Annotated in this window: 19 protein-coding genes; 6 read left to right on the top strand and 13 right to left on the bottom strand. The window is 59.8% G+C overall.

Translation table 11 applies throughout. The features are described 5' to 3' along the window. Positions 1–82: 82 nt before the first annotated feature. Positions 83–1,039 carry a prolyl aminopeptidase gene (gene pip, locus WNY37_RS06370; RefSeq protein ID WP_342972625.1) on the top strand — a complete coding sequence of 319 codons (957 nt, stop codon included), beginning with the start codon at positions 83–85 and terminating at the stop codon, positions 1,037–1,039. Positions 1,040–1,126: 87 nt separating this feature from the next. Continuing rightward, positions 1,127–1,552, top strand: coding sequence for a hypothetical protein (locus WNY37_RS06365; protein ID WP_342972624.1), 426 nt, complete (start codon positions 1,127–1,129; stop codon positions 1,550–1,552). Between the two features lie 71 nt (positions 1,553–1,623). Here the strand turns inward: WNY37_RS06365 and WNY37_RS06360 are convergent, their stop codons facing one another. The 12 genes from WNY37_RS06360 to WNY37_RS06305 form a co-directional block, all read right to left on the bottom strand. Further along, on the bottom strand, positions 1,624–3,039 hold the full coding sequence (locus WNY37_RS06360; RefSeq protein ID WP_342972623.1) for a sodium-dependent transporter: 1,416 nt from the start codon (positions 3,037–3,039) through the stop codon (positions 1,624–1,626). An 81-nt stretch (positions 3,040–3,120) separates the two neighbouring features. Next, positions 3,121–4,293, bottom strand: a complete 1,173-nt coding sequence (gene rodA / locus WNY37_RS06355; protein WP_342972622.1) for a rod shape-determining protein RodA — start codon at positions 4,291–4,293, stop codon at positions 3,121–3,123. Then, positions 4,293–6,212 (bottom strand): penicillin-binding protein 2, encoded by a 1,920-nt coding sequence (mrdA, locus tag WNY37_RS06350; protein WP_342972621.1) that lies wholly within the window; start codon positions 6,210–6,212, stop codon positions 4,293–4,295. Before mrdA ends, rodA begins: the two co-directional genes overlap by 1 nt. Further along, a complete protein-coding gene (locus WNY37_RS06345) occupies positions 6,209–6,769 on the bottom strand; it encodes a hypothetical protein (RefSeq protein ID WP_342972620.1) in 561 nt (186 codons plus the stop codon). Before WNY37_RS06345 ends, mrdA begins: the two co-directional genes overlap by 4 nt. A 3-nt stretch (positions 6,770–6,772) precedes the next feature. Beyond that, positions 6,773–7,552, bottom strand: a complete 780-nt coding sequence (gene mreC / locus WNY37_RS06340; RefSeq protein WP_342972619.1) for a rod shape-determining protein MreC — start codon at positions 7,550–7,552, stop codon at positions 6,773–6,775. 204 nt (positions 7,553–7,756) lie between these two features. Further along, entirely contained in the window at positions 7,757–8,797 is a 1,041-nt protein-coding gene (locus WNY37_RS06335; protein WP_342972618.1) for a rod shape-determining protein, read from the bottom strand. Between the two features lie 257 nt (positions 8,798–9,054). Then, entirely contained in the window at positions 9,055–9,408 is a 354-nt protein-coding gene (locus tag WNY37_RS06330; protein ID WP_342972617.1) for a hypothetical protein, read from the bottom strand. 145 nt (positions 9,409–9,553) lie between these two features. Further along, on the bottom strand, positions 9,554–11,089 hold the full coding sequence (locus tag WNY37_RS06325) for a 2-isopropylmalate synthase (RefSeq protein ID WP_342972616.1): 1,536 nt from the start codon (positions 11,087–11,089) through the stop codon (positions 9,554–9,556). 164 nt (positions 11,090–11,253) lie between these two features. Continuing rightward, positions 11,254–11,997, bottom strand: coding sequence for a VTT domain-containing protein (locus WNY37_RS06320; RefSeq protein WP_342972615.1), 744 nt, complete (start codon positions 11,995–11,997; stop codon positions 11,254–11,256). Between the two features lie 69 nt (positions 11,998–12,066). Next, positions 12,067–12,885 (bottom strand): methyltransferase domain-containing protein, encoded by an 819-nt coding sequence (locus WNY37_RS06315; protein ID WP_342972614.1) that lies wholly within the window; start codon positions 12,883–12,885, stop codon positions 12,067–12,069. A gap of 117 nt (positions 12,886–13,002) precedes the next feature. Next, a complete protein-coding gene (locus tag WNY37_RS06310; RefSeq protein WP_342972613.1) occupies positions 13,003–13,974 on the bottom strand; it encodes an oxidoreductase in 972 nt (323 codons plus the stop codon). An 87-nt stretch (positions 13,975–14,061) separates the two neighbouring features. After that, positions 14,062–14,907, bottom strand: coding sequence for a hypothetical protein (locus WNY37_RS06305; protein ID WP_342972612.1), 846 nt, complete (start codon positions 14,905–14,907; stop codon positions 14,062–14,064). A 141-nt stretch (positions 14,908–15,048) separates the two neighbouring features. Here WNY37_RS06305 and WNY37_RS06300 point away from each other — a divergent pair, with 141 nt between their 5' ends. The 3 genes from WNY37_RS06300 to WNY37_RS06290 all read left to right on the top strand — a co-directional run bounded on the left by WNY37_RS06300 (position 15,049) and on the right by WNY37_RS06290 (position 17,604). Next, on the top strand, positions 15,049–15,642 hold the full coding sequence (locus WNY37_RS06300) for a tetratricopeptide repeat protein (RefSeq protein WP_342972611.1): 594 nt from the start codon (positions 15,049–15,051) through the stop codon (positions 15,640–15,642). 109 nt (positions 15,643–15,751) lie between these two features. Beyond that, positions 15,752–16,528, top strand: a complete 777-nt coding sequence (locus WNY37_RS06295; RefSeq protein ID WP_342972610.1) for a GGDEF domain-containing protein — start codon at positions 15,752–15,754, stop codon at positions 16,526–16,528. A 65-nt stretch (positions 16,529–16,593) separates the two neighbouring features. Then, positions 16,594–17,604 (top strand): LLM class flavin-dependent oxidoreductase, encoded by a 1,011-nt coding sequence (locus WNY37_RS06290; RefSeq protein WP_342972609.1) that lies wholly within the window; start codon positions 16,594–16,596, stop codon positions 17,602–17,604. Positions 17,605–17,664: 60 nt separating this feature from the next. Here the strand turns inward: WNY37_RS06290 and WNY37_RS06285 are convergent, their stop codons facing one another. Then, positions 17,665–18,639 carry a hypothetical protein gene (locus WNY37_RS06285; RefSeq protein ID WP_342972608.1) on the bottom strand — a complete coding sequence of 325 codons (975 nt, stop codon included), beginning with the start codon at positions 18,637–18,639 and terminating at the stop codon, positions 17,665–17,667. Positions 18,640–18,830: 191 nt separating this feature from the next. On the opposite strand from WNY37_RS06285, the gene WNY37_RS06280 reads away from it, so the two are divergent. After that, on the top strand, positions 18,831–19,751 hold the full coding sequence (locus WNY37_RS06280) for a DMT family transporter (protein WP_342972607.1): 921 nt from the start codon (positions 18,831–18,833) through the stop codon (positions 19,749–19,751). Positions 19,752–19,754 lie beyond the last annotated feature (3 nt).

The following is a 19,754-nucleotide window of genomic DNA, read 5'->3' as shown; positions in this document are numbered from 1 at the left end:
TACAGATTGGCCATTACGCGTCCAGACCTTAATCCCATATAGAATTGCAATTGTGTGAAGAGGGCGTGAACAAAGGATTACAATGTTAAAACTTTATCCACCAATTGAAGCGCGCAAAACCGGGCGCCTGAAAGTTTCCGACCTCCACGAGATCTACTGGGAAGAGTCGGGCAACCCTGACGGCCTGCCAGTCATCGCGCTACATGGTGGACCTGGTGGCGGCTCAAACCCCGAAATGCGCCGCTTCTTTGATCCAGAACTTTACCGCATCATTCTCTTCGATCAGCGCGGCTGTGGCCGCTCGACACCGCATTCAGAGCTACGCGAAAACGATACCTGGGCTCTTGTCAGCGACATGGAGGAGATCCGCACGCATCTCAGAATCGACAAATGGGTCGTTTTCGGCGGCTCCTGGGGCTCTACCCTGTCATTGTCTTATGCGGTCACCCATACAGACCGCGTGCTTGGCCTGATCCTGCGCGGCATCTTCCTGATCACTGAAGCAGAGATCCAGTGGTTCTATCAGGATGGCGCCAGCCGGCTCTTCCCCGATGCTTACGACCGCTATGTCGCCCCTATTCCCGAGGACGAGCGCGGCGACCTGTTGCACGCCTTCCATAAGCGCCTCACCAGTGATGACCGGCAAGAACGGATCACGGCCGCCAAGGCGTGGGCCTGCTGGGAAGGTGAGACGATTTCGATTCAGGGCCCATCATCACGACCAGCCAAATTCGAAGAGGATGCCTTCGCGGATGCATTCGCTCGCATTGAGTGCCACTACTTCGTCAATAAGGGTTTCTTTGATGAAGATGGCTGGCTGCTGAAGCAGGCTGAAGAGAAGCTCCAAGGCATTCCCGGCGTCATCGTGCATGGCCGGTATGATGTCGTCACGCCGCTGTCGACCGCCTGGGCACTCACCAAGGTCTGGCCGGATGCAGAGCTGCACATCGTGCCGGACGCAGGACACTCCAGCCTCGACAATGGCATCATCGACCAGCTGATCCGCGCAACGCGGAGCTTTGCGAAGAAGTTCGGATAAGACGTCTCCAACCGGTGACAACAAAGCTATCACCAATTGAGGCCGCACCACCCCCGTGGTATATGATATCATATCACATAGGGAAGCATGATGAAGCCACTCGTCACCTTCGCAGGCCTGGCCATTCTGGTCGGGGCCGTCGCACAGGCCGAACCGTGCAACAAGTCGACGTTTAGCAGTAAGACCGGAGAGGCCTATCTCGAAGCCGAGACTGCGCTAATGGAGAAAAACGATCCGGCAGCGGCGCTGCCCATCACCACGGCGCTTTGGACGTCCAACCTCAACTGTTTTGAACGCGATTCCGTCCGCAAGCTGCGGGCGGCTGTCTTCGTCGAACTCAAGGACTTCGGGAACGCCATCTCCTTACTGGACCCTATCGTCTCTGATGAGAGCCAGCCGCGCGAAGAGCGTGCACGGACCGCTTACAATATCGGACAGCTTTATCGTGCCATGGGCAATGTCGAGGCAGGCGCCCCCTATCTGGCACTCAGCGAAAAGCTGAAGGCTGAGTAGGCTCGGCCCAACAACATAAAGAATAAGGGCGCCGCGATATGGGCGCCCTTTTCTTTTGCCTGTACCCTGCCCTACTCCGCCGGCAGCTCATTGTTCGGGCCGAGGAAGCTCGTCATGAAGCCCGGCAGCTGGACGTTGTATTGCTGCTGGATCTTGTCGAAGAAGCCAAAGAACAGAACGAAGGCGAGGAAGATTGGCACAGGCCAGCGCATCAGGAAGCGCCAGATATTCATCACCGTGCCTTCACCGATTTCGCTTTCCAGCATGTCTCGCGAGAGAATCCAGCCTGCGAAGATGACCGCCAGCAAGCCGCCGAGCGGCAACAGCAGATTGCCCGTCAGGAAGTCCACGAAGTCGAGATAATCGAGCGAGAAGACATAGGCCGCCCCGACAACGAACAGGATCACGCCCATACCCAGCGAGGCCCCGAACCGCGTGACGCCCTGGCGCTCTTCAAGCCATGACACCGACACCTCCATAAGCGAAATCGAGGAGGTGAACGCTGCGAACAGGGCGAGACCAAAGAAGATCACGGCCATCAGCTCACCGCCCGGGATGCTGCCAAAGGCGACGGGCATGGAGACGAAGAAGAGGCTTGGACCGCCAGCCGGGTCGAGTCCGGCTGCGAAGACGATCGGGAAGATCGCGAAACCGGCAATCAGCGCGACAAGCGTATCTGAGCCCGCCACAATGCCGGATGCCCGCGGGATGTCCGTATCGCGCGCAAGATAGGCACCATAGGTGATCATCAGGCCAACCCCGACGCCAATCGAGAAGAACGCCTGGCCAATCGCTTCCAGGAACGTGTTGAAACCAACATCCTCCCATTTGGGCGTCAGAAGGAATTCAGCAGCCGCACCGCCATCGCCATTGGCGAGCGAGAAGCCCACGACCACGACAAGCATGATGAAGAAAGCCGGCATCAGCACGGTCGCCGCTCGCTCAATACCGCCTTTCACACCGCGTCCGACGATCCAGACATTCGCGGCAAGGAACAGCGCAAGAAGGAAGAGGATATACCATTTCGATGTCATCGGGTGCGCACCGATGCCGATAACGTCGGCGAAATTGGTGCCGGAAGCGGCGGCATCCATGTCGGTGAATTTGCCCTGCACCGCCTGCGTCGTGAACGCCATCAACCAGGCGGAGATCACAACATAGAAGCTGAGAATAAACGACGCCGTGAGCGTGCCGACCCAGCCGACAATGCCCCAGTTGAGGCTTTTTCCTTCGGCGCGGGCGAGCGATTCCACACCTTCTACAGCCGACATGCCCGACTTTCGGCCCATGGCGTACTCAGCCATCAGCAAGGGTAGACCGATGAGGGCCACACAGACCAAGTAGATGATAATGAAAGCCCCACCGCCGTTTTCACCGGCCGTGTAAGGAAAGCGCCAGAAATTGCCGAGGCCAACCGAAGACCCCACGGCGGCCATGATGAAGCCGAACTTCGAGCCCCAGGTCTCTGTCTTGCGGCCAATTTCCATATTTCGCTCCCTCAAGGAAATGATTTTCGCCGGACAGTATCCACGGCGGGATAAAGGTCAACGCTTGGTCGCGCTTCGGGGTTAAATTCCCCCCTGCGCCGCCAACCGCTCTCCACGTCCCAGATGGACTGAGATGATAATACCGAAGCACGCCATTGTCGTGAACATCACGGTGCCGCCATAGGAGACGAGCGGCAAGGGTACTCCCACCACGGGCACGAGTCCGAGAACCATTGCGACATTAAACAGGATGAAGAAAGCCACCGTCGCGACCGACCCTACGGCTGCAAACCGGCCGAACACACTGGTCGAACGCCCCGCAATATAGAGTCCCCAGGACAGGATGATTCCCCAGATCAGCAGCAGCCCCGACGCGCCGAGAAATCCGAACTCTTCGGCGATTACCGTCAAAATGAAGTCTGTGTGCTGCTCCGGGATATAGTCGAGCTGGGCTTGCGTGCCTTCCATGAAGCCCCGCCCTTCCCAGCCGCCCGAACCAATGGCGATCTTGGCCTGCTCGATCTGGTAGCCGTCATCCAACGTGTTGACGGACTCGCCCGTCAGCTGCGCAACGAACGTATCGACGCGCTCCTGCTGGTATGGCTCAAGCACGAACTGGTACACCGGCCACGCGCTGAGAAGCGCGGCGACGACCACAGAAATGATGACGCGGTACCAGAGGCCGCCGAGATAAATCAGCACAAAGCCCGACGCGAACAGAGCGAGCGTGGTGCCGAAGTCCGGCTGTTTGAAAATCAGCGCCGCCGGCACGAGGATCATCAGCAGCGGCGGAAAATGTATGAGAAGCCGGCCTGACTGATAGCTGAGATTGTTGTGATAATAGCGGGCAAGCGCCAGTGTCAGCGCGAGCTTCATGAACTCGGACGGTTGCACGGCGATCGGCCCGAGCGGCAGCCAGCGCTGCGCCCCACCGCGTGTCACGCCAAACAATTCGACACCAACCAGCATGGCGAGCGTGACGAAATAAGCCGGCCACGCGGCCTGCAGCCATACGCGTATGGGCACCAGCGCCACCACAAACATCAGGCCGAGCGCAATCGCGAAACGGACCGCATGTCGCGCGGGAAGCGCTGCTTCATCCGGGTTTGTGAATGTGGCACTGAACAGAGCCGCCGTGCCGATGCAGGCGACCATCACCAGAAGCAGGATGAGGCCCCACGGCAATGACGCGAGCGTCTTGCCGAAGTCGCGGTCCTCAACGCGGACCGAAGAGGCGCTGGATGTCCAGGCCATCAGGGGGCGCCGCGGTCACTGCCGCCGGATGGACGCCCGGCCGTCTGCTGCCACTTTGCGGCTTTGCGGGAATCGCGGCGGATCGCTTCAGCGAGAATGTCGCGTGCGACAGGGGCGGCCGTACTCGAACCACCCTCGCCGTGCTCGACAACTACGGAAATCGCGTATTTGGGATCGTCAGCCGGCGCATAGGCCACGAACAAGGCATGGTCGCGAAGCTTGCGGTCAATCTGGTCACCCTTGAGAACACCAGACCGGCGTTCAGCCTCGGAGATGCGGCGCACCTGCGCCGTACCCGTCTTGCCCGCAAGGCGCGGCCCGCCGAGACCAAGGTCACCGGACCGCCAGGCGGTGCCACCCGCCTCGGATGTGACACCATACATGCCGGCCATCATCCGTTCCATCATCTCCGGATCGAGCGGCGCATCTTCCTTGATCGGCTCGTCAGGGCGTGGACCGTCACCGATGATATAAGGCTCGATGATGCGGCCCTTCGCAGCGATCCGCGCCGACATCAGTGCCAGTTGAAGCGGAGTCGTCGAGAGATAGCCCTGGCCGATACCATAGTTCAGCGTCTCGCCTTCATACCATGGCTCGCCAAGCGCCTTGCGCTTCCATTCATCGTTCGGGACGGTGCCGGAACGGCCACCGGTCAGACCGAGCTCCCAGCGTTGACCAAAGCCAAACTTCTTGGACACTTCAGCAATCTTCTCGACGCCCACGCGGCGTGCGATCTCATAGAAATAGACGTCGCAACTGCCCTTGATGGCCCAATGCATGTTGACCGACCCGTGGCCGCCGCGCTTCCAGCAGTGCCATGTCCGATTGCCGAAACGATAGTAACGATTGCAATGCACACGCATGTTCGGGTCGATACCCGATTCAAGCGCAGCCGTTGCCACGACCATCTTGAACGTCGAACCGGGCGGATAGGTCCCGTCATAGGCCTTGTGATAGAGCGGCGAGCGATCATTCTCACGAAGCAGATTATAGTCTGCGTAAGAGATGCCGTTGACGAAGTCATTCGGGTCGAAGGCTGGCGTCGACACGAAAGCGAGAATGGCGCCGGTCTCGATATCGAGGACGACGGCCGCGCCGCTTTCCTCACCGAACCGGTCAATTGCCGCCCGCTGGAGTTCGGCGTCCACGGTCAGGCCGATATCCTTGCCGGGCGTCGGCGCGAGATCGTCACTGTCCAGTTCACGAATGACGCGGCCGGCTGCATTCGTTTCCAGCCGCCTGAACCCCGGCTCACCGCGCAACCAGCTCTCGGCATGACGCTCGACGCCTGAACGCCCGGTGCGCATGTCGGGATGTTTGAACAGCCGCGTCAGCAACCGAGTCTCTTCGTCGCCAAGCTCTTCAGTCAGACGGGCCAGATCATCCTGACTCGCCTTGGCGACATAACCGAGCACATGGGCGAAATCCCGCCCGCGCGGATAGGAGCGCGTTGCAGCCATATCGACCTGCACCCCGGGAATATTCGCTGCGATAAGCGACATGCGCGCAAAATCTTCATACGATAGCTCGCTGCGCACAATGGCCGACTGGAACGAGGCCTGCTGGCGCGCCTGACGCGCAATTCGCGCCTGCTGCTCAGGCGGCAGATCAATGTGTTTCGCGATCTCGGCGAGCGATGCTTCGAGATTGGGGGTCTGCTCGCGCACGATGGAGACACGCCCTGCCTGACGGTGCGATGCGAGCGGCACGCCGAAGCGGTCATAGATTGTACCCCGGAGGGGCGGGGCAAGATCCAGCTTGACCCCGTTCTCCTTGGCGATCTCCATATAGCGTTTGCCTTCGAACAGCTGCAGCTGTGCGAGGCGCGCGACCAGACCCGAAAACATAAGACCACCGGCAATCCCGGTGGCGACCGTTCGCCGGTTCAGTCGATCATCAAAATCCTTGGGAGAACTCATACCATGCTTCCTGTCATGGGAGTGATGCGGCGTCCGAGATCAAATACCGGCGCCACCAGCATATGCATTATGTAGGTCACGACGAAAGCGCCGACGAGGGGTGACAGTTGCACCATATGTCCGGACGCAAAGCTCGCAAGTAACCAGACCAGGCCGAAGGCTGCTGAATAAAGCAGGATCGGAGCAAGCATTGTTATGATCGGTGCACGCTCACGGTCGAACGCCCGGCTGAGTGCCGCGCTCATGCCGAAGACGCTGAGATTGATGAAGCCGAAGCAACCCAGCGGCGCATAGGCACTGACATCCTGCGCCACGCCGAGGATGACCAGAATGACCATGGGGCGAAAGGCAACGCCGCTACGGCCCCACCCAATGGCGGCCACCAAGGCGGCATACGGCCAGATCAGTTCCTGGCTGAAAAGCGTCTTGGGCGTCAGCCCGACGATCCCGATCAACGCCACAATCAACGTGCCGACAATCAGACGGCTGGTCGGTCCTGCCTCATGCCAGAGACGGGATATGCCAGAGAATGGGCCCTGTTTTTGACGGTTGGCCATGAGCTACGGCGCCCCCGGGTTCTGCGCGCCCTCTGGTTCTGACCCGTCGGATGCGGCTGTCTCGGTTTCGTCGATCGGCTCTTCTTCGATTGGGAATTCTTCCGGTGTCGGAATCTTCATGCTCGGCATCAGGCGCACAAAGCCGCCTTGCGACTCCAGCATTGAGAACTCCACGCGCCGAGCGCCGCCGCGCTGCACAATCTCTCCCACGACAACACCGCGCGGGAAGATACCGCCCTCACCTGACGTCAGTACGCGCTCGCCCAGAATGAACTCGCCTCGCTCGGGCAGGTCGGTCAGCGTTCCGAGGTCATCGCGGTCCCCAAACAGGATGCCACGAAGCCCGCTCGCCTCACCCATGACAGGCACGCGCGAATTGAAATCCGTCACCAACAGCACCCGCGCCGAGCGTTCGCCAAGCTGCACCACCCGGCCCACCAGGCCGCCTTCATTCTCGGCATAGGCTCCGCCTTCGACGCCCTGAAGCCGGCCAGCATTGACAAGAATGGCTTCGCGGAATGGCCCATTGGTCTCAGACGTAATCCGCGCCGTGACACCACGTACGGGAGGTTCGCCCATCACATTGAGCATGTCCTCATAAGCCTCAAGACGCGCCGCCATGGAGATCGCAACAGAGCGATAGCGCGTCAGTTCGCGGACCTGCGCTTCCAGTTCGACGATCCGCGCTTCACGCGCCGCCTTTCCGGTAATCTTGTCCCAGAGACCAGGCCGCGCCGAGCTTGCTAGCTGATCAGCTGCCATGGCGCGCGTCGGGTCGACCATCGCACGCAGTCTTGGAGATGTCTGGAGAAGTAGCACGCCGAAAAGGCCCACGAGAGCAATAAAAAGGGCGTATCGCCGCAATGGGCGACCCTTTAGACGCTTTCCTCGCACACGGGGCATGGACGTCCCTTCTGGCTCCGACCACTCGATTAATCCTGAATTGATCCGGCTGGTTTCGCAACCGGCAAATCAGCGTTGCTGCTCTTAGACTTCCGGCGACAGGACGTTCTTCATCCGCACCAGGTTTTCCAGAACATAGCCACAGCCATTGGCAACACATTTCAGCGGATCATCGGCAATCATCACAGGAAGCTGAGCCTGCTCACGGATCACGACATCCAAGTTGCGCAGCAAGGCACCGCCGCCCGTAAGGACGATGCCGCGGTCGACAATGTCAGCGGCCAGTTCGGGCGCCATCGCTTCGAGCGCCAGCTTGATCGCTTCGACGATTTCACCGACCGGATCGGCTAGCGCTTCTGCCATCATGGCTTCGTTGACTTCAACTTCGTTCGGAACGCCATCTGCCGATCCGCGACCGCGCACGGTCACGGTCAGGCCTTCGCCGCTTTCCGGCGCCTTGGCAGACCCGATTTCCTTTTTGATCCGCTCAGCCGACATTTCACCGATCATGATCTGCTTTGTCTTGCGCAGATAATTCATGATGGCGTGGTCCATCTTGTCGCCGCCGACGCGGACAGACCGCGAGTAGACGATACCGCCAAGCGAGAGAACAGCGACCTCTGTGGTGCCACCACCAATGTCGACGACCATGGAGCCAGCCGGCTCCTCGATTGGCAGGCCAGCCCCGATTGCAGCGGCCATTGGCTCCTCGATCAGCTGCACGTCGCGCGCACCGGCTGCCAGCGCAGACTGGTGAATGGCGCGGCGTTCAACGTTCGTAGCAGAGCTCGGCACACAAATAATGATCAGCGGGGAAACGAAGGCGCGGCGATTGTGCACTTTGCGAATGAAGTGCTTGATCATTTCTTCAGCGACTTCAAAGTCCGCGATCACACCGTCGCGCATCGGACGGATCGCTTCCATATTGAGCGGCGTCTTGCCCAGCATCTGCTTGGCCTGGTTGCCCACCGCGTAGACGACCTTGCGTCCACCCTGGTTCATATACGCAACCACAGACGGCTCATCGAGCTTGATGCCCTGACCCTTGACGTAGACGAGCGTGTTCGCCGTCCCGAGGTCAATGGCCATATCCGTGGAAAGCATGCCGAGGAGGCTACCGATCATTTGCAACGTCGCTTTTCTAGTGGCGCAAACGAAATTTCGTCCGCACGCAGGTGTGGATCTTGATCAGCCCCTTAACACCAATGCCGTTTCCACTCCGTTAACGCAAGTGAAACACTGTTGACAGACGGAACTCATCGTTCCCTCAAGGGATATGACAGTAGTGACGGGCGATCCGGGCAAGTGCGGGGAAAGAGCAATATCGTTTCAGAAACGAAACGTTCGGTACCCCGCAGGCCCCGTTTCAGGAAGTCTTAAGCTCAGCTCGGAGACGATCCGGGCACGCCTTCCTCCTCGAGTGTTTCCCCGAGGCCAATCCGCGCCGCGTTGAAATCCCGGCTGGCATCCTTCATCTGCCTGGCCGCCTTGGCCTCGTCACGCCGCGCGCGGTTGACCCGGTCCTCGGCCTTTTCGAGTGCCTGTTCGGCATGGTCGAGATCCTTGCGCGCGTCGCGCAGGTCATTACGGGCATCCTGCAGGCGGTCGTCATCATGGGCGACTTTCGCCTCTGCGATCTGGATCGGCGTCTTAGGTGCAGAGTTGGAAAAGCCGGCGCAGCCGCCGGTAAGTGTCAGGAGGGCGGCGGCGGCAGCCATCAGATGATAGGTTTTCATGGGTGGTCGTCCTTGTCATACGGCAACCCGAAAGGCAAAGGGGCGTCCGTCCGGGATCCGGCCCATAGGGGTCGGCGCCAGCTCCTGAATTGGGGAACCCAGCCGGTCAATGTAAGGGCTCATCCACCGCTGGCGGACGATTACTTCAGGCCGCCATGCGCTTCATCCGACGCGCTTCAAGCTTGTTGAGCGCGTGGATATAGGCCTTGGCGCTCGCGACGAGCGTATCGGGATCGGAAGCCCGCCCCACAGCCATGATGCCTTCGCCCTTGAGCCGCACACTCACCTCTGCCTGGGCATCGGTGCCACCTGTCACCGCGTGCACCTGATAGAGATCCAGCTTGGCGTCATGTTTCACGATGGACCGGATGGCGATGAAGACCGCATCAACCGGACCATTGCCTTCGCAGCTCGCAGCGCTCTCTTCACCATCAACAATCAGCGTAAGATCGGCGGTCTGAGGGCCTTCGGACCCAGCCACGACGCGCAGGCGCTTGAAAGCAACCCGCTCTCCCATGGCGGACAGCTGGTCATCGACCAGGGCCAGAATGTCATCGTCGAAGACGTGCTTTTTCTTGTCGGCGAGCGCCTTGAACCGCTTGAAAGCCTCGTTCAGCGACTCCGGATCGAGCTCATACCCCAGAGACTGCAGCTTGTCGCGGAAGGCATTGCGCCCGGACAGCTTGCCCATGACCAGCGAAGACTTCGAGACGCCGACGTCTTCCGGCTTCATGATCTCATAGGTCTCGGTGTTCTTCAGCATGCCATCCTGGTGGATGCCGCTTTCATGCGCGAACGCGTTCTTGCCGACGATGGCCTTGTTGTACTGGATCGGAAAACCAGTAATCCGGCTGACCATCTGGCTAGCTCGCGCAAGACGGGTCGTGTCGATACCCGTTTCAAATGGCAGGCTGTCGCCGCGCACCTTGAAGGCCATGACAACCTCTTCGAGTGAGGCATTCCCTGCCCGCTCGCCGAGACCGTTTATTGTGCACTCGATCTGGCGTGCGCCGTTCGCAGCCCCGGCAATCGAATTGGCCACGGCAAGCCCCAGATCATTGTGGCAGTGCGTTGACCAGACCACCTTGTCGGAGTTCGGGATATTCTCCCGCAAGCTACGGATCAGCGCGCCATACTCATCAGGATGCGTGTAGCCGACTGTGTCGGGCACATTGATTGTGGTCGCCCCGGACGTGATGGCCGCATCGATACATTTGCAGAGAAATTCGAACTCGGTCCGCGTTGCGTCTTCGGCGCTCCATTCCACGTCATCGACCAGATTACGCGCTTGGGCAACAGAGCGGCCAACCGCTTCAAGCACGGCATTCGGGCCCATTTTCAGCTTGTGCTTCATGTGGACCGGGCTGGTCGAAATGAAGGTATGGATGCGCGGGCGGGCAGCGGCGCGCACAGCTTCACCGCAACGGTCAATGTCACCGGGCGTGGAGCGGGCAAGTCCCGTAATCACCGAGGATTTGGATCGGCGGGCAATCTCCTGCACAGCGGCAAAATCGCCCTGTGAAGACGCCGGGAAACCGGCCTCGATGACATCCACGCCCATGGTTTCGAGCAGGTCGGCGAGATCCAGCTTTTCATTGTGCGTCATGGAGGCGCCGGGCGACTGTTCGCCGTCGCGCATGGTAGTATCAAAAATAAGGATTCTGTCTTTATCTGTCGTCATGGTCTGACCTGTTGGAAACTTGGGGGCTGGTACGGTGTGTACGAGGCTTGAAGCGTTCCCCTGACCAGGCGCCAGACAACTAGTGTCCGGCGGCGACCGGCCAGGGGCCGATAAGCAGCAGGTTAGATAGCGACAGCAGGGGCAATTTCTTGCGCATAAGCAGACTAATCAGATTTCTCACGCCGCGTGTCAACCGATTCAACCACGTCAACCGCAACAATCTTGCCCGCCCGTCGACGCTGGCGGGCATAGAGCCAGACGGCGCCAAAAACGACACCGGCGGCCAGCGCAAGCCCCAGCGCAAGAAGCGGTGACCCCTTTATGGCCGCCATCAGGCTTTGGCCCGCAAAGGTGACCAGCAGGATTTTAGGGATAATACCCACCGCCATTCCCAAAAAAAATGCAATGAATCTGGCACGAACGGCGCCGAAAGCCATGTTCACGATCAGGAATGGGCCAGTCGGAACATTGCGCACGATGGCGCTTGCCGCGAAAGCGTTCTTGGAAACAAACTCAGTGAATTTCTGGGTCCGGCGACCAGACAGGCGCGCGATAGCGGCCTCTCCGCTGAACCGCCCCAGCCAGAACGTAATCGCACCAGACACGAGGGTCGCAATCCACGAGTAAAGCGCACCGTAAACAGGACCGAATGCGACGACGGCCGCGCCAATCAGCCCGAACTGCGGAAAGCCGACAAAGGCAGCCCCACAAAATAGCGCGATAACCGCAGGCAGCGCCCAAGGCGTATCGGCAAGATCCTGCATCCGGCCGATAAACTGCTCCAGCGAGCCGAGCACGCCCGTCTTGCCGAGAATGAACAGAAGAATGACCGCCGCGCCGAGCGCGAGGCCGAACCACAGCGCCTTACGGGAACGGCGCGCGGGAAGAGAGGGGCTCTCAGGCTGCATCGCCGCTCCTTTGTTTCAGACCGCGCCTCGCGTCAAGCGAGACCGGCAGACCTCTCCGGTTCGCCCCGATCAGCCAGCTGGCTTCTCGAACTTGATCATGAACTGGTCGGTCATGCCGCGGACTTTTTCGTCAAAGACATTAACGGTGAGATCATCGTCCGGATTGTCGAAGAGATCGCTTTCGGCAACGAGGACGAAGCCCGCCTCTCTCGCCATGTCCTTGATGATCTGCGGATCGATGCGATGCGTATCTCCACCGTTGCTCGCGGGTGCCCCGGCAGGTGCGGTGTGGTCGATCACAACCAGAGTTGCACCCGGCTTCAATACGCGAAAAATCTCAGGAAACGCATTGTCAGGATTGGTCACCAGCTTTGTACCGCTCTCCGGCGTGTACCAGAGCTCGTGCGGTCCCTGGAACCAGGTCGCGACATCGATCGATGCGTCATCCAGCATCATCTCGTCGAAATTGACCTTCAGATATTCGACATTGCCGAGACCATCGAGACGGCTTTCAAGGCTGTTACCGAGAAATGCGTCAAACGCTGCAGGGTTCTGCATGTATAGCTTCGCGTCATCGTTCAGATAGCGCGAAAAGATCTCAGTGAAATAACCGCCCCCAGCTTCGAGCTCGAGCAATGTGTCGCCTGGCTGGAGGTCCATGAACTCGATGACCGCCGCCGGATTGCGCAGCGTGTCACGCTCAATGTCGGTTTCGGGACGCGCATCGTTGATGATCGCCGCATTGATACGCTCAGCATTCGCGTCGACCGTTGCCTCAGTCGGCGGCATCGGCACGTCAGCGGGCGCAAGCCCGGCTTCCTCATTCGTGGCGGCACATGCCGTCGCCAGCAGGACTGCCGCAGCACCCATCATCACTTTGCACTTCATGTCTTCCTCCCGGTTGCCGCAGCTGACGCGACGGCGCATCCAATTATCGACGCCTCGGCCCCATATTGGACCGCCAAACAGGTCTTCGCCAGAGCGAATGTTCAAGATCGCAGCGGATCAAACCCTCGCCAGCATGCCTTCGCTCATCTGCCAAAGCCGGTCCGCCTTGGTTTCATCGGTGATCCAGACGCGCGCATGCTGCCAGCGCGGGCTGTTCTCGTCTGCGAGCGTCGCGATGTCACAATCCTCGCAATACTCGCCGCCGCGCCCTTCCAGCTTCGGCGACGTCGCTGCCCAGACGGCTGTCGAGGCGCCCTGCTCAGGCGTTTTGAACATGGCTTTCACGGCCTCCGGGATCGTGCCGTCAGCATTTTTCCAGCCGAGGGCGACCAGTTCCTCTTCAGGCAAGTGGCGCTGCAGCGGCGTAAAAATACCGCCCGGATGAACAGAGAACGCTGTCACGTCCTTATGCTTCCACTTCCGGTCGAGCGCATTTGCAAAGAGGGCGTCAGCCGACTTTGCCTGACCATAGGCTTCCCACTTGTCATAGTCGCGCGTCTCATAATTGGGGTCATCCCAGATCACGTCGCTTCGAATATGCGCCGACGAGGACAGGCTGACGACGCGCGTCTGATTTGCCTTGTCGATGGCCGGCTCGAGCGCCAGCGTCAGCGCCATATGCCCGAGATGATTGATCCCGAACTGTGACTCCCAGCCCGGCCCTACCCTGTTGAGCGGGGACGCCATGACGCCAGCATTGTTGATCAGGATGTGGAGTGGACGCTCAGACGCAACGTAATCTCCGGCGAATGCCCGCACACTGGCGATATCCGCAAGGTCGATTTCCGCAATGGCAATTTCTTCGGATAGGTCCGCAAGCGCCGCCCTGGCGACGTCCAGGCGCCGTGCCGGCACCGTGACATGTGCCCCCGCTTCGGAAAGCGCACGCACCATTTCCAGCCCGATACCGCTATATCCGCCCGTCACGATGGCATTCATCCCGGAAAGGTCGATCCCTTCCAGCACCTCTTTCGCCGTGCTCTTGGCATGAAACCCTGACCCTACGGGCAACTGGTCCTTCGCAGCCATCCACGTCTCCCTTCATCCTTCTTTTCGGCGAAAGTGGCGCATAGCACCCCGCGTTGCAAGCAGAGACCGATCGGGGATGCGCGGGGCCTAGGAGGCGGGCCGGACGCTCCGCACGATCACCCAGAGGCCGGCGCACATCGCCAGCGGACCGATCACGCTCATGAAGATGGCGATCAGGAAGGGAAACTTGAAACTGCGCTCATACAGCTCTCCATCGGGAGCGCGCTTGACGCTGTGGCGGCTGCCCGGGCTGAACTTTTCCGCGACGCGATTGGCGCTGCCACGCGTATTGAGCGGCACCTCTGCCCCATCCGCGCGCTCGACAACGATATGGGCGGTGTAAGCAAGCCGTCCGCCGGCCCATGGGCTGGACGTGATCTCGTTCGAAACGGCCTCAACCTCCTCATTCGGCCAGAACAGCGAGGTCGGCGGCGGATCGCCGAACCCCCACATGAACCGCAGCAGGATCAGGGGAAGGACAATGAAACAGGTGCCGACGCCGGCGAGGAAAAGGCGCGTGCCGCCGGTCTCGGAAAAGAAAGACGCGATGAAGAAGCCAAGGATCACGATCGCCCCGCCCGTCACGACCACGGCCGTCCAGAGTTTGAGGCGCGGGTCGTCAGCGGCGAAGGCTTTAGATCCAGAGGGCTTGAGACGAAGCTCGACGGCGCTGCCAACCGGCCAGGCGGCCTTCACCGCATCGCCATCATGCGGCGCTTCGATCTGGATGCGGTAGACCTCACCTGCTGCAGTCGTGGCCTCCGGATAGGTGAAGTCCGCCATGCCGAAGCCGGTCTCCAATGCCTCTTCCGAATAGCCAGTGACATTGGCGCTTGCGGTGTCCCAGAACACCGCTTTTGGCGGCGGCGATCCGATCGACCAGACCAGGAAGATGGCGATGAGCGGTACGATGCAGCCAAGGATTATGCGCATGGATTGTCCCCCTGGCGACGATTGGTACCGATTCTTGACGGTGCCGCCAGCCCCATCGTTCAATACAGTGCCCGACAGGAAACCGCCACATTCGCGGCGTGTTATTGAGTTACAAGACATCCTCGCCCAAGGAGCCAGACCATGACCCGCCTGAAACTGTTTGCCGCCGCGACCCTCCTCGCCGGTTGTGTCACCCTGCCCGTCTCCGCCCAGTTTGGCCGCGAGCAGGTCGCGCGCCCTGACGCCGACGAGCTCTATGCCGACCGCGCCGTACAAAGAGGCTGGATTGACGATGCCGTCGAGCGTTACACACCGGCTTGCGAAGATGAGTCCCGCCAGAAAGCGGTGTGGGCTCGCAATTGCCGCAAGCTCGCGAACATCTACAGAATGGGAAACGGCATCCCGCAGGATTATGCCAAGGCCGAAGCGCTGTATGACCGCGCCTGTTTCGAAGGCGATGATGCGGCCGCCTGCAGCCAACAGGCGCATGTCTCCTTCAAGGGAAACAATGGCGAGGTCGACCTGCCCTATGCCCGCAAATTGTACAAAGCCGCTTGCGATCTGGGTGACCAGACATCCTGCGCCGGATATGGCTCGATGCTGTACCGTGGACAGGGTGGAGCCATGCAACGCAATGAAGGCAAGCGATACATTCAGAACGCTTGCGCCGCCGGAGATGAATGGGCGTGTGAACGGGCACGCGGCTTCGGCCTTCCAGAGCGCCAGGGATTGTAGCTAATTGAGCGGCATATGCAGCGTCCAGACCTGTTAAGCCGCTCAAATTGCATAAAATTTTCGATACGACATTACGCACATCTTTGCATTATCGGCGTACACATACCTCATGCCGAAGGACTATAAGCTTGTGAATGCGAGTTCGGGTGCCGCATTGCGCGCGCTCAAATTCTTCGCGTTCGTTCTGCTGACCGCTCTGTCGCTCGCGACAATTTTCGCGGTCTGCATGATCGCGTTTGGTGGGCTCCCACATGAACGCGCTGATTTCATCATTTCCGTAATTGCGATTTCTGCCTGCGTATCCGCGCCGATGGGCGCCATGGCGGCGCAGAACCAGTACCAACTGGACCGCTACCATTCGACCTTGCACGCAATGGCGTCGACTGACCCACTCACAGGCCTGTTCAACCGTCGGTCTTTCGAACGGTTTGCCGGAGAAGAGCTGGAACGCATCAAACGCACCGGCCACGAGTCGGTTATTGCCATTTTTGACCTCGACAATTTCAAGGCCTTTAACGACAGCTATGGACACGCCTTTGGCGACCACGTCCTGACGGAAATAGCTGCTATCAGTCACGGCCAGCTTCGAGGACCGTTTGACAAGATTGGTCGCTGGGGTGGCGAGGAATTCGTGGTTCTGCTGAGCAATTTGTCGATCGATCAGGCCGTCGGCGTTTGCGAACGCCTCCGCATGCGCATTGAAACCTCCCGGATGTTGTACAAAGGCAAGACCGCCAGCGTCACCGCCAGTTTCGGCATTGCGCCGCTCGATCCAGTCGCGGGTCTGGCTGCGAGCCTCGAGCGCGCCGACGAATTGCTTTACCAGGCCAAAGGGCGTGGCCGTAACCAGGTCACCGTCGCCCCCGGTGCTCGCGACGCCGCCTGACGCGAAGCGGCGACTGTTGCGTTCATTTGATTGCGGACCGGCTGAGCCCCCCTACATGTTAGGGCATGATACCGTTTTCTGTTCTCGACCTCGCCCCCATCGTTGAAGGTAGTAACCCTCAGGAGGCCCTGGCACGTGCGCGGCGCCTGGCAACCCATGCAGACAGGCTTGGGTACAAGCGATACTGGCTTGCCGAGCACCATAATATGCCCGGCATCGCGAGTGCGGCGACCGCCGTCATGATTTCTCATGCGGGTCAGGACACAAAAGACATCCGCCTCGGCGCCGGTGGCATCATGCTGCCGAACCACGCCCCAATCATGGTCGCTGAACAATTCGGTACGCTGGAGGCGATCTATCCCGGCCGTATTGATCTTGGTCTTGGACGGGCACCCGGCGGAGACCAGGCCGTGGCTCACGCGCTACGCCGAACCCTTGTGGGCGGCGAAGACCGGTTTCCTAAAGAAGTGGTCGAGCTTCAGGCCTGGCTTGACGACGTTCAACCCGGCCAGCGAATTCAGGCCGTGCCCGGCAGCGGCACCAAGATTCCGCTCTGGATTCTCGGCTCCTCGACTTTCGGGGCACAGCTGGCCGCGCATCTCGGCCTGCCATACGCTTTCGCATCTCACTTCGCGCCACAGCAGATGGAGCGAGCCGTCCAGATTTACCGCGAGACGTTTCAGCCATCAGCGCAGCTGAAACAGCCCTATGTCATGCTCGGCTACAACATGATCGCAGCAGACACGGACGCAGAGGCAGAGCACCTCGCCTCATCCCTGCGGCGGACATTCGTCAATCTTCGCCGGGGAACGCCAACCCGTCTGGCCCCACCTGACCCGTCCTTCGATGAAGAAATCCAGCCACACGAACATGTCATGCTTGAAACGATCCTGTCCTGCTCGGCGGTCGGTTCGGCCCAGACCGTGAAGGACAAGGTCGACGCATTCGTCAAACGCACCGGCGCGGATGAACTCATCCTTTCAGCCCATATCTTCGATGAGACAGCGCGCCACCGCTCCTATGAAATCGCCGCGGACGTGCGCGAAAGCCTGACGCCTGCGAAAGCTGCCGAATAAAAAAATCGGCGAGGCATAGCCCCGCCGACATTTCGTTGACTTGGAAAGTCTGTCCGCTTCCTAGGAAGGCGACTTCTGGATACGCATCGCGATTTCGTTGCGCTGGCGGTCAATATTCACCGCGTTGCGTTTCGCTTTATAGAGCGAGTCCAGATAGGCAACATCCCATTGGGTCATGCCCTTCACGTTCGTATCAGCTTCTTCGCCGGTCTCGAACAGGTTCATCACCGTCTCAAGGCCGCGCGTATTTGCATTAGGGTCGATCTGGGCAAGAGCCACCATCGAAATGTAGTCTGCCAGCGTCGACAGCGACACGCCTTGCGTCTTGCTTGCATCGACGATGATGATCACACGGGCGAGGTCCTGACGGACGCTTGCTTCGAGCCGCGAGCCGTTTGACCGCACGGTCGGCGCGTTCGAAAAGCCATCGCCGAAGCCACTGGCGATTGCATCACCCTTCAGAGGAATACCGTCCTTCGAGACCGTTTGTGACACGTGCCACCAACGCACGGCGCGGGGCGTATTCAGGAAATCGTCGAACGCATCGCGGCCCATGGTGGAGGTGTTGTCGTTATCATAATAGGCGAAAACTGAGCTGTCCTTTTCGAACATGCCCTGCGCGAGTTCGTTGCCGTCCGCAGTGACGAAAACGATGATGTTTCCGTCGCAACCCGGCTTTTCCGGGCGCAGACCAATGTCCATCGCCCGCAACGCAATCTGATCGACGATGAGTTGGCCCTGCTCGGCTGGCAGGCCGACGACCGTCGGACAGATCTTCTTGTTCCAGCGCGAGAGTTGCTCGGCAAAACGCGGCGCGGCCGAAAGCTGCTCAACAAATTGCTGTGCTTCATCCATCCGGCGCGCGGTGACCACAACGCGCTCGTTTACGAGCGGCGCCTCTTCGCTGGCTTCCTCGGTCTGGTCGACTGGCGCTTCGTTTGTGGCGCCGTCCTGCGCTGCAGCCATCGTTGAAGGCGCGCAGATAAAGCTCATAATTGCTGCGGCTGATACCGCTTTCCAAAGTGATTTTGGCATATTCATATGTTCCGTGTCTGTGTTCGGTTTCCCGAGTTGGTCTGTCGCTGTTCACTTCCCCTGTTGTCGTTTATCGATATCAAATTTGGCGTCCGCTGCCAAGCATTATTTATCGAAAAACGGAAAATAACATTCGCGGCGCCAGATTTTCTATGGTCAGCGGCGCGCGATCAGCGATAGAAGCGGGCGCTATGCTCGCACGCCTCCTCGCCGCCCCTATGCTTATTGCCGTCGTCGCAATTGCGATGGGGACCGGCATCGATGCGGCGGTAAAAGGCGTCGCGCCTGATGCGGGGCTGCAGCACCTTCTGGCGTGGCGTTTTCTGTTCGGGGGAATCATTGCTTTTGCGGTCTTCAAAGCAAAGAGAAGACCTGCCCCCAAAGCGGAGGCCATACGCTTCCACACCCTGCGCGGACTGCTGCAGCTGTTCTGTGCCTTTACATTCTTCTATGCGCTGACGCAGCTACGCCTGGCCGAAGCAACAGCGCTCGGCTTCACCGCTGCCCTGATGGTGGCACCTGTCGCTCGGCTTGTGATCGGCGAGAAGATTAGCCCCGTCGCTGTGGGTGCAGCGATAATCGGATTTCTGGGTGTCCTGCTTGCTGTCGCAGGGTCAGGCCAGACCGGCGCGGTCGAAGCCGGAAACAATCGCACGCTCGGCCTTGTCGCTCTGTTTTCCTCGACAATTGGCTATGCTTTTGTCCTCGTCCTGCTGCGCATGCGGGCGACAAAAGAAGACGCGACCACGATCGCGATGTTCACCAATGTCGTGCCCGCCATTGCTCTATTGCCAGTCACGTTTGGCCTGTTCGGCTTTACCACGCTCAGCTTGCTGCCGATTTTCCTGTTGTTCGGGCTGGCCGGATATTCCGTCTGGTTCCTGATGACGCTGGCTTATGCCAAGGCTCCAGCCCAGCGCCTCGCGCCGATCGAATACACAGCGCTCATCTGGAGCGCGATCCTGGGGCTCGTCTTCTTCGACGAATGGCCGGGCTGGCAGCTCTGGGCGGGCGCCGTCATCATTATCGCCAGCTGTATGATTGTCGCTGTCGATGGCCACTTCCGCACACGCCGGGAAGCGGGCCTTCCTGCCAGCGACATTCCAGAATGAAGC

This window comes from Henriciella sp. AS95 (assembly GCF_038900055.1).
GTDB lineage: Bacteria > Pseudomonadota > Alphaproteobacteria > Caulobacterales > Hyphomonadaceae > Henriciella.
Note: the sequence above shows the minus strand (reverse complement) of the source record. Positions and strands in the feature narration are given on the sequence as shown.